Consider the following 11,031-nt stretch of genomic DNA (forward strand, 5'->3'; position numbering starts at 1 on the left):
CGGGGTTACTGGCCGTAAACGTTTTGGTAGCGGGCGTAGAGGGAGTCGATGTTCGCCCCGTCGATGGCGACCGGCTCGCCCAACTGCCGGGAAATGTGGACGGTGCGCGCTACTTCCTCGCACATCACGGCCGCCTTGACCGCGGATGTGGCGTCCTTGCCGATGGTGAACGGGCCGTGGTTCTGCATCAGCACCGCAGGCGAGTTGGAGCTTTTCAGCGTCTCCACAATGCCTTGGCCAATTGAATCGTCGCCGATGAGCGCGAACGGGCCCACCGGGATGGAGCCGCCGAATTCGTCGCCCATCATGGTCAGGACGCAGGGGATCGGCTCGCCCCGGGCCGCCCATGCCGTGGCGTAGGTGGAGTGGGTGTGGACCACGCCTCCGACGTCGGGCATGTTCCGGTAGACGTAGGCGTGCGCCGCGGTGTCCGACGACGGCGACAGGGCAGGGTTGCCCCATTCGCCATTTTCATCGCCGTTCACGGGCACCCCATGGAGGTCGGTGACCACCATCTGGCCGGCGGTGAGGTCGTCGTAGGAAACGCCGGAGGGTTTGATGACCATCAGGTCGTGGCCGGGAATGCGGGCGGAGACATTGCCGGCGGTCCACACCACAAGTTCGTATTTGGTGAGTTCGGCGTGCAGGGTGCAGACTTCCTGCCGGATCCTTGCGATGGTTTCCAGGATGTTTGCGGTGCTCATGCGGAGGCTCCAACGGGTGCGGGCGCGGGTGTTGTGGCGGTAGGGCCGGCTGCTGACGCGGACCGGCGCTGGATGGCTTTGAGCCGGTGCATCACGTCGTTGTCGCCGCGCCCGAAGTAATCGTGCAGCGTCCGGTATTCCTGGAACAGTTCCTCGTACGCGGCAACGTTCTCCGGGATGGGGGTGTAAACCTCGCCCGGTTCGGAGCCCATGGCGGCGGCGGCTTCGCGGATGGTGGCGAATTTTCCGGCCGCCACGGCGGCATGGATGGCGGAGCCGAGGGCCGGGCCCTGCGCAGACCCGATGGTGGAGAGTTTCAGTCCGGTGACATCGGCGTAGATCTGCATCAGCAGCCTGTTCTTGAGGAGCCCGCCGGCCACGATGAATTCCTTCACGGGAACACCGGAATCGCGGAAGGCGTCGACAATTGTGCGGGTGCCGAACGCCGTGGCTTCCAGTAGCGCCCGGTAGGTGTCCTCCGGCCGGGTGGCCAGGGTCTGGCCTACCACCACGCCGGAGAGTTCGTGGTCCACCAGCACCGAGCGGTTGCCGGAGTGCCAGTCCAAGGCGATGAGTCCGTGCCCGCCGATGGCCTGGGTTGCGGCGAGTTCGGTGAGGTATTCGTGGATGCCGAGGCCCTTTTCGGCAGCGGCCCGGTGGTATTCCGGCGGGACACCGTATGTGGTGAACCAGCCAAAGATGTCCCCGACGCCGGACTGTCCGGCCTCGTACCCCCAGAGGCCGTCGACGATCCCGCCGTCCACCACGCCGCACATGCCCGGGACTTCGTGCAGTTCGGTGCCGTTCATAACGTGGCAGGTGGAGGTGCCCATGATGGCCACCAGCTGGCCCGGATCCACGGCGCGGGCGGCCGGGGCGGTGACGTGCGCATCCACGTTACCGACAGCGACGGCGATGCCTTCCGGCAGGCCCGTCCATGCGGCGGCCTCGGCGGTCAGGTAGCCGGCGGCGTCGCCGAGCCGGCCGATTGTGTGCTCCAGTTTGGTGCTGACGAAGTCCTTGAACCCCGGGTTCAGTGCGGCCAGGAAGTCCTCCGACGGGTAGCGGCCGTCCTGGTAGATGCCCTTGTAGCCGGCGGTGCAGGCGTTGCGCACGTACTGCCCGCAGAGCTGCCAGACGATCCAGTCCGCGGCTTCCACCCAGTGGTCCATGGCGGCGTAGGCTTCCGGGTCCTCTTCCAGCAGCTGCAAGCCCTTGGCGAATTCCCATTCGGAGGAGATGAGGCCGCCATAGCGGGGCAGCCAGGCTTCGCGGCGTTGGGCGGCAAGCTGGTTGATCCGGTCCGCCTGTGGCTGCGCGGCGTGGTGGCGCCAGAGTTTCACGTAGGCGTGGGGCCGGTTGGCGAACCCGTCCAGCTCGTTCAGCGGGGTGCCGTCCGCCTTAACCGGCACCATGGTGCAGGCGGTGAAGTCGGTAGCAATGCCGACGACAGCGGCCGGGTCGATGCCGGCGTCTGCGACTGCGGCGGGGACTGCCATGCGCAGGACTTCGCGGTAGTCATTGGGCACCTGCAGTGCCCACTCGCCGGGAAGCCGGGCGGCCATTCCCGCAGCAACGTCCGCCACATCTGCCGGCAGCGATCCGCTCACTACGGCGTGCGGATAGTCAAAGACACCGCTGCCCAGTTCCTTGCCGTCCCTGACGCGGACCACCACGGCCCGGCCTGACAGCGTTCCGTAATCCACGCCGATGACATATTGCTCGCTGCCGTCCACTGTGACGTCCATAAAACATTCCTCCAGATTGCTGCCGCCACTTTGCGGTCCTGACTAATTGTGAGCGCTAACAAACTTGTAGTCAAGAGCCCGGGGACATGGATAGTGGTGGCTGGCTTAGGAAGCCGTGGAGGGCCGTCCCGTACTGGCGCGGGGAACGAGCCGGGGCGTGACCACTGTCGAACTCACGGCGGCACCGGCCTCGATCTCCTTCAGCATGATGTCCATGCACCGCCGGCCGAGTTCCTCGAAGTCCTGGCGAACGGTGGTCAGGGGCGGCGTGAAGTACCCGGATTCCGGCTGGTCATCGAACCCCACCACGGAGACGTCGTCGGGCACGCGGACGCCGGCTTCGCTGAACGCCCGGAGGATGCCCAGCGCCATCTGGTCGTTGCCGACAAAGAGGGCTGTGGCTGTGCGCTGGACCGCAAGCCGGCGGCCGATGGCATAGCCGCTGCCTGCACTCCAGTCGCCTTCCTGCAGCAGATCCTGGGGGAGGCCGGCTTCTTGAAGGGCTGCGCGCCAGCCCTCGGCGCGCAGGGCGCCGTCGACCCAGCCGGAGGGTCCGGCCACGTGGCCGATCATCCGATGCCCCAGCCCGATGAGGTGGGCAACGGCGAGTTCGGCGCCGCGTTTTTGGTCCACCATGGCGCCGCTGATGGCGTCGTTGCCCAGGGATCCGACCGCGACGACGGGTACACCGGGATTGAATTCCTCAAGGATTTGCAGGGTTCCGGGGTGCGGAACCAGCACGGCGATGCCGTCCACTGACTGGTCCGTGAAGTGCCGCAGTGCGTCCAGGATGGCGTCCCGGCTGACGGATCGGAGTGCGGCGATACTGACGAAGTAGCCGGCATCCCGTGCGGCCTGCTCCACTCCGAGCAGGGTGTTGGCCGGGCCGTACTGGGAGAGTTCGCTGGCCAGCACGCCGATGGTCTGTGAACGCCGCGTCACCAGGCTGCGGGCAGCCGTGTTGCGCCGGTAACCGAGTTCGGCGATGGCCGCTTCCACCTTTTCCCGGGTGGCCTTACTGACGTTGGGATGGTTGTTGATCACGCGGGAGACCGTCTGGTGTGACACTCCGGCGAGTTCGGCCACGTCCTCAAGGCGCGGCAACCTGGCATCACTCTTAGTCATGGGCTTATTGTGGGCGACACCGCGGGCTAAACGCGAACAGGCGGTGCCGTGCGTCACGGAACAGGAACGGGCCCTGGGACTCTTGGCTTCGATTTCAAGGGCTTGGACGCTGGTCCTCTTCGGATATCTGAGAGCGGGGCGGCGGCACCCGCCCTCCGTACCGCCGTCGAACGCCGGCCGGAAAGCAGACCAGCGGATGCCCACCTTTCGGTCATTGGGGCGGCATTGCCTAGGTGTCCGTAAAGGGCGGTGCCAGACTTAGAGAACCCTCAGTGCCAACTCAATGAAGAGGAGGTTCCGATGCCGGTCCGGAAAGGTCAGTTGCGGGAGTGGGTGGCCCGCCATGACATTGTGCTTTACCTCGTGCTTGCCTACGTCATTTCCTGGAGCATCTGGCCGCTGGTCCTCCTGAACCCTGAGAGCAGCCCACTGGTGCCATTTGGTCCGGGGCTGGCTGCCGTCCTTGTTGCTGCGGTGGCGGGAGGCCGTGCGGGGTTGCTCGGCCTTCTGCGTCAGCTTGGAAAATGGCGGGTCAACCCCGTGTGGTACGGCGTGGCACTGGGCGTGCCGCTGGCCGTCCCCGCCGCAGCCTTCGGCGTAGCGGTTTTCGCAGGGGCGTCCGTTCCATCCTGGGAGCCGTCAGACGTGCTGCAGGTCGCCGGGTCCCTCGCCGCCACCATGGTCATCGTGGGCATCTTCGAAGAGCTCGGATGGCGAGGGTTTCTGCTCCCGCGCCTGCAACGACGTCGCAGCGCGTTAGCTGCCGCCTTGATCGTGGGATCGGTGTGGCTGCCATGGCACCTCCCCGAATTGGTGTCGGACCCGGACCAGCGTCCCTTGGTTCCGTTCGCGATCTATGTTGTGGCGCAGGCGGTGTTGCTCGCGTGGCTGTACAACAGTACGCAGGCAAGTTTGCCGGTGGTGATCCTGTTCCACGCAGCCTTCAACAGCTTCACGAAGTTCTTCCTTTCTGAACTGCAGGGGAGCGCATACGGCGCAGCGTGGTGGGCCTTGGCCTGCCTTAGTGCCGTCCTGGCGGTGGCCGTCATCGGCTATGCCGGGAGCCGCAACCTGGTCAGAGGCGACGCTAGGCCCGTCCGCGCGTGAAGGTGAGTAGCTGCGTCCGTGCCATGCACGCCCTCTGTGCCCGTGGAGCTTGTTGATTACTTTTCAGGCCTGGTGGTGTGATCCAGTGAACAGGTGGGTGGTTTGGGTGTTGGGGTTGTTTGGTGGGTGGTTTGGGGTGTGGGTTTGTTGTGGTTTAGGGGTTTTTGGGGGGTTTGGGGTGGTGTTGGTGGTGGATTTGCGGTGTGGGTCGGGGGCGTGTATTGTTTTCTGAGTCGCCGCCGCTGATGCGGGAAAATAGCGACAAGCCCCCTTCTTCAACAGCCTGAGAATGGCGCACTTTCTGGTGTGCCAGGTACGGGTGGGGCCGGTTCGTCGGAGCAGGAAATCGCGGAAACGCTGATTTGCAAAGCTGGCCGAGACCGGGTAAGTTTGAAAAGTTGCTCCGGAGCGATCCACGGCTGAGAAGTGCTGGTGGTGGTGCCGGGTGTGTCTGTTGTTTGAGAACTCAATAGTGTGCCAAGTTTGTTGATACCAATTTATTGTATTGAATTGGTTGAATTTGCCGGGTCATGCCGCCCCTGTGGTGTGGTCTGGTTTTTACAGCTGGTTTCAAATTTTGCAGTGCGGTTGCCGCGTTATTTCCGTGGTTTCTGTGTTGTGTTCGTTTTTGTTTTACTTCAACGGAGAGTTTGATCCTGGCTCAGGATGAACGCTGGCGGCGTGTTTAACACATGCAAGTCGAACGATGAACCTCACTTGTGGGGGGATTAGTGGCGAACGGGTGAGTAACACGTGAGTAACCTGCCCTTGACTCTGGGATAAGCCTGGGAAACTGGGTCTAATACCGGATATGACTCCTCATCGCATGGTGGGGGGTGGAAAGCTTTTTGTGGTTTTGGATGGACTCGCGGCCTATCAGCTTGTTGGTGAGGTAATGGCTCACCAAGGCGACGACGGGTAGCCGGCCTGAGAGGGTGACCGGCCACACTGGGACTGAGACACGGCCCAGACTCCTACGGGAGGCAGCAGTGGGGAATATTGCACAATGGGCGAAAGCCTGATGCAGCGACGCCGCGTGAGGGATGACGGCCTTCGGGTTGTAAACCTCTTTCAGTAGGGAAGAAGCGAAAGTGACGGTACCTGCAGAAGAAGCGCCGGCTAACTACGTGCCAGCAGCCGCGGTAATACGTAGGGCGCAAGCGTTATCCGGAATTATTGGGCGTAAAGAGCTCGTAGGCGGTTTGTCGCGTCTGCCGTGAAAGTCCGGGGCTCAACTCCGGATCTGCGGTGGGTACGGGCAGACTAGAGTGATGTAGGGGAGACTGGAATTCCTGGTGTAGCGGTGAAATGCGCAGATATCAGGAGGAACACCGATGGCGAAGGCAGGTCTCTGGGCATTAACTGACGCTGAGGAGCGAAAGCATGGGGAGCGAACAGGATTAGATACCCTGGTAGTCCATGCCGTAAACGTTGGGCACTAGGTGTGGGGGACATTCCACGTTTTCCGCGCCGTAGCTAACGCATTAAGTGCCCCGCCTGGGGAGTACGGCCGCAAGGCTAAAACTCAAAGGAATTGACGGGGGCCCGCACAAGCGGCGGAGCATGCGGATTAATTCGATGCAACGCGAAGAACCTTACCAAGGCTTGACATGGACTGGAAATACCTGGAAACAGGTGCCCCGCTTGCGGTCGGTTCACAGGTGGTGCATGGTTGTCGTCAGCTCGTGTCGTGAGATGTTGGGTTAAGTCCCGCAACGAGCGCAACCCTCGTTCTATGTTGCCAGCGCGTAATGGCGGGGACTCATAGGAGACTGCCGGGGTCAACTCGGAGGAAGGTGGGGACGACGTCAAATCATCATGCCCCTTATGTCTTGGGCTTCACGCATGCTACAATGGCCGGTACAAAGGGTTGCGATACTGTGAGGTGGAGCTAATCCCAAAAAGCCGGTCTCAGTTCGGATTGGGGTCTGCAACTCGACCCCATGAAGTCGGAGTCGCTAGTAATCGCAGATCAGCAACGCTGCGGTGAATACGTTCCCGGGCCTTGTACACACCGCCCGTCAAGTCACGAAAGTTGGTAACACCCGAAGCCGGTGGCCTAACCCCTTACGGGGAGGGAGCTGTCGAAGGTGGGACTGGCGATTGGGACTAAGTCGTAACAAGGTAGCCGTACCGGAAGGTGCGGCTGGATCACCTCCTTTCTAAGGAGCACCTACAGTCACCGTGCCTCACGTTATGTGAGTGTGGCGGGGTTGTCAGGAGTATATGCCCGTTGCGCAGACGTTTGTTCTGCGGCGGGTGCTCACGGGTGGAATATCAGCAAATAGGTGCCTGGTGGCACGGACCGGTTGTTAGTACGGACATTGTTTTTCTTCGGAAGATCAGTTGTCCTGGAACGCTCGCTGGTTCGGGTTGCTGGGTAGTGTTTGGCACACTGTTGGGTCCTGAGGCAACAGGGCCGGGGTTCTTCCCTTGGGGAGGGTTCCGGGTTTGTTTGTTTCTGGTTTCCTGGCTGCATCGATCGCGCATGTTGTGTGTGTGGGGTGTGTGGTTTGGGGTTGTTGTTTGAGAACTACATAGTGGACGCGAGCATCTTTTATAAGAAGCAATTTCCAAGAATATGAACCTGGATCTGTTGTTCTGTCTTTCGGGATGGAGTGATGGTTTTCATGGTTCTCTCGTGAAGTAGTTTTTTGATCTTTTGTGGTCAAGTTTTTAAGAGCACACGGTGGATGCCTTGGCATTAGGAGCCGAAGAAGGACGTAGGAATCTGCGATAAGCCTGGGGGAGTCGATAACCGGACTGTGATCCCAGGGTGTCCGAATGGGGAAACCCCGCCAGGGGAGCGATCTGCCTGGTGACCCGCATCTGAACACATAGGGTGCGTGGAGGGAACGCGGGGAAGTGAAACATCTCAGTACCCGCAGGAAGAGAAAACAATAGTGATTCCGTTAGTAGTGGCGAGCGAACGCGGATCAGGCTAAACCGTTCCATGTGTGATAGCCGGCGGGCGTTGCATGGTCGGGGTTGTGGGACTTTCCATACTGTCTCTGCCGGGACAGTGAGGTGTGATGTGCAGGCATAGGTGAACGGTCTTGAAAGGCCGGCCAGAGAGGGTGTGAGCCCCGTAACCGAAATGTTTTGTGCCGCCTGGAGAGTATCCCAAGTAGCACGGGGCCCGAGAAATCCCGTGCGAATCTGTCAGGACCACCTGATAAGCCTAAATACTCCCTAATGACCGATAGCGGACCAGTACCGTGAGGGAAAGGTGAAAAGTACCCCGGGAGGGGAGTGAAACAGTACCTGAAACCGTGTGCTTACAATCCGTCGGAGCCAGTCTGATTCTGGTGACGGCGTGCCTTTTGAAGAATGAGCCTGCGAGTTAGTGTTACGTCGCGAGGTTAACCCGTGTGGGGAAGCCGTAGCGAAAGCGAGTCTGAATAGGGCGTTGCAGTGGCGTGATCTAGACCCGAAGCGAAGTGATCTACCCATGGCCAGGTTGAAGCGACGGTAAGACGTCGTGGAGGACCGAACCCACTTCAGTTGAAAATGGAGGGGATGAGCTGTGGGTAGGGGTGAAAGGCCAATCAAACTTCGTGATAGCTGGTTCTCCCCGAAATGCATTTAGGTGCAGCGTTGCGTGTTTCTTGCTGGAGGTAGAGCTACTGGATGGCTAATGGGCCCTACAAGGTTACTGACGTCAGCCAAACTCCGAATGCCGGTAAGTGAGAGCGCAGCAGTGAGACTGTGGGGGATAAGCTTCATAGTCGAGAGGGAAACAGCCCAGACCACCAACTAAGGCCCCTAAGCGTGTGCTAAGTGGGAAAGGATGTGGAGTTGCGAAGACAACCAGGAGGTTGGCTTAGAAGCAGCCATCCTTAAAAGAGTGCGTAATAGCTCACTGGTCAAGTGATTCCGCGCCGACAATGTAGCGGGGCTCAAGTACACCGCCGAAGTTGTGGATTTCAAATAGTAGCCAAGCCGCTCCCTTGTGGGGTTGGTTCAGGCGTTTGGAGTGGTAGGGGAGCGTCGTGTGGGCAGTGAAGTCGCGGTGTAAACCAGCGGTGGAGCCTACACGAGTGAGAATGCAGGCATGAGTAGCGAAAGACGGGTGAGAAACCCGTCCGCCGAATGATCAAGGGTTCCAGGGTCAAGCTAATCTGCCCTGGGTAAGTCGGGACCTAAGGCGAGGCCGACAGGCGTAGTCGATGGACAACGGGTTGATATTCCCGTACCGGCGAAAAACCGTCCATGTTGAACAGGGGATACTAACCGCCCGAAACCTGCCTGACCGCCCTTGTGGTGGAAGGGTTTTGGTGGAGCGCGGGACCTGATCCTGGGAGGCAAGCGTATTAACAGGTGTGACGCAGGAAGGTAGCCAAGCCGGGCGATGGTTGTCCCGGTCTAAGGATGTAGGGCGAACGGTAGGCAAATCCGCTGTTCATGATGCCTGAGATCTGATGGGACCCCCGTGAGGGGGGATTTGGTGATCCTATGCTGCCGAGAAAAGCATCGACGCGAGGTTTTAGCCGCCCGTACCCCAAACCGACACAGGTGATCAGGTAGAGAATACTAAGGCGATCGAGAGAATTATGGTTAAGGAACTCGGCAAAATGCCCCCGTAACTTCGGGAGAAGGGGGGCCCCAACCTTGAACACCACGCGCTGGTGGGAGGGGATCGGGGCCGCAGAGACCAGGGGGAAGCGACTGTTTACTAAAAACACAGGTCCGTGCGAAGTCGCAAGACGATGTATACGGACTGACTCCTGCCCGGTGCTGGAAGGTTAAGAGGACCGGTTAGCCGTTCGCGGCGAAGCTGAGAATTTAAGCCCCAGTAAACGGCGGTGGTAACTATAACCATCCTAAGGTAGCGAAATTCCTTGTCGGGTAAGTTCCGACCTGCACGAATGGAGTAACGACTTCCCCGCTGTCTCAACCATAAACTCGGCGAAATTGCAGTACGAGTAAAGATGCTCGTTACGCGCAGCAGGACGGAAAGACCCCGAGACCTTTACTATAGTTTGGTATTGGTGTTCGGAGTGGCTTGTGTAGGATAGGTGGGAGACGTTGAAGCCCGGACGCCAGTTCGGGTGGAGTCATCGTTGAAATACCACTCTGGTCACTTTGGACATCTAACTTCGGCCCGTAATCCGGGTCAGGGACAGTGCCTGATGGGTAGTTTAACTGGGGCGGTTGCCTCCTAAAAAGTAACGGAGGCGCCCAAAGGTTCCCTCAGCCTGGTTGGCAATCAGGTGTCGAGTGTAAGTGCACAAGGGAGCTTGACTGTGAGAGAGACATCTCGAGCAGGGACGAAAGTCGGGACTAGTGATCCGGCGGTACATTGTGGAATGGCCGTCGCTCAACGGATAAAAGGTACCTCGGGGATAACAGGCTGATCTTGCCCAAGAGTCCATATCGACGGCATGGTTTGGCACCTCGATGTCGGCTCGTCGCATCCTGGGGCTGGAGTAGGTCCCAAGGGTTGGGCTGTTCGCCCATTAAAGCGGTACGCGAGCTGGGTTTAGAACGTCGTGAGACAGTTCGGTCCCTATCCGCTGCGCGCGCAGGAAATTTGAGAAGGGCTGTCCTTAGTACGAGAGGACCGGGACGGACGAACCTCTGGTGTGTCAGTTGTACTGCCAAGTGCACCGCTGATTAGCTACGTTCGGATGGGATAACCGCTGAAAGCATCTAAGCGGGAAGCTCGCTTCGAGATGAGATTTCCATACACCTTGTGTGTGAGAGGCCCCCAGCCAGACCACTGGGTTGATAGGCCGGATGTGGAAGCGAGGACTAACGACTCGTGAAGCTGACCGGTACTAATAGGCCGATAACTTACACCACACACTCTCCTCGTGAACGGATTCAAAAGACGTTCACACCCATGGGGAGAGTACAAAGATAACAAGACTGCTTGCGTCCACTATGTGGTTCCCAAACAACAAACCAATTTGTTGCAGGGAACAAAAAACACAACACAATAATCAACACCACACCTGCCCTCACCGGCAGGAAGCATGTTGTAACCACAGATTTCCCACCCCGCCCGGCACAGCCAGGACAGGGTGCGGAGCAAGGGTTACGGCGGTCATAGCGTGGGGGAAACGCCCGGTCCCATTCCGAACCCGGAAGCTAAGACCCACAGCGCCGATGGTACTGCACCCGGGAGGGTGTGGGAGAGTAGGTCACCGCCGGAACACCATTAGGTCGAGACCCCCCAACACACACGTGTCGGGGGGTCTCCCACATTTAACCACCACACCAAAAACCACACCGAACCAAGCCCACCTGCAACGCTCTCTCACCCAACGCGGTAAAACCCTGAACGCTCCCGCACTCAGTGCGGGAAACACCAAACCCCGCGGCCGCCGTCGAACACCCAGGCA

General features: G+C 59.8%; 4 protein-coding genes and 3 rRNA genes. 4 read left to right on the forward strand and 3 right to left on the reverse strand.

Going from position 1 to position 11,031, the window contains the following annotated elements; all coding sequences use genetic code 11:
- Positions 1–5 precede the first annotated feature (5 nt).
- The 3 genes from IDT60_RS07140 to IDT60_RS07150 form a co-directional block, all read right to left on the reverse strand.
- A complete protein-coding gene (locus IDT60_RS07140) occupies positions 6–704 on the reverse strand; it encodes an L-ribulose-5-phosphate 4-epimerase (RefSeq protein ID WP_191081395.1) in 699 nt (232 codons plus the stop codon).
- Positions 701–2,452: a ribulokinase gene (araB, locus tag IDT60_RS07145; protein ID WP_191081396.1), complete on the reverse strand. Its 1,752-nt coding sequence runs from the start codon at positions 2,450–2,452 to the stop codon at positions 701–703. Before araB ends, IDT60_RS07140 begins: the two co-directional genes overlap by 4 nt.
- A 105-nt stretch (positions 2,453–2,557) precedes the next feature.
- Positions 2,558–3,577, reverse strand: coding sequence for a LacI family DNA-binding transcriptional regulator (locus tag IDT60_RS07150; protein WP_191081397.1), 1,020 nt, complete (start codon positions 3,575–3,577; stop codon positions 2,558–2,560).
- A 300-nt stretch (positions 3,578–3,877) separates the two neighbouring features.
- Here IDT60_RS07150 and IDT60_RS07155 point away from each other — a divergent pair, with 300 nt between their 5' ends.
- The 4 genes from IDT60_RS07155 to rrf all read left to right on the forward strand — a co-directional run bounded on the left by IDT60_RS07155 (position 3,878) and on the right by rrf (position 10,842).
- A complete protein-coding gene (locus IDT60_RS07155; RefSeq protein ID WP_191081398.1) occupies positions 3,878–4,684 on the forward strand; it encodes a CPBP family intramembrane glutamic endopeptidase in 807 nt (268 codons plus the stop codon).
- A 638-nt stretch (positions 4,685–5,322) separates the two neighbouring features.
- Positions 5,323–6,846, forward strand: a 16S ribosomal RNA gene (locus IDT60_RS07160).
- 504 nt (positions 6,847–7,350) lie between these two features.
- Positions 7,351–10,489: ribosomal RNA gene (locus IDT60_RS07165) — 23S ribosomal RNA — on the forward strand.
- A 236-nt stretch (positions 10,490–10,725) separates the two neighbouring features.
- A 5S ribosomal RNA gene (gene rrf / locus IDT60_RS07170) occupies positions 10,726–10,842 on the forward strand.
- The 16S, 23S and 5S rRNA genes sit together here, the layout of an rRNA operon.
- The last annotated feature ends 189 nt before the right edge of the window (positions 10,843–11,031 follow it).

Origin of the sequence: Pseudarthrobacter sp. BIM B-2242, assembly GCF_014764445.1 — a bacterium.
Taxonomy (GTDB): domain Bacteria; phylum Actinomycetota; class Actinomycetes; order Actinomycetales; family Micrococcaceae; genus Arthrobacter; species Arthrobacter luteus_A.

Bases quoted from the DNA above. Each gene is read 5' to 3' on its own strand.
- IDT60_RS07140 (WP_191081395.1), bottom strand. From the start codon at position 704: ATGAGCACCGCAAACATCCTGGAAACCATCGCAAGGATCCGGCAGGAA.
- araB (WP_191081396.1), bottom strand. From the start codon at position 2,452: ATGGACGTCACAGTGGACGGCAGCGAGCAATATGTCATCGGCGTGGAT.
- IDT60_RS07150 (WP_191081397.1), bottom strand. From the start codon at position 3,577: ATGACTAAGAGTGATGCCAGGTTGCCGCGCCTTGAGGACGTGGCCGAA.
- IDT60_RS07155 (WP_191081398.1), top strand. From the start codon at position 3,878: ATGCCGGTCCGGAAAGGTCAGTTGCGGGAGTGGGTGGCCCGCCATGAC.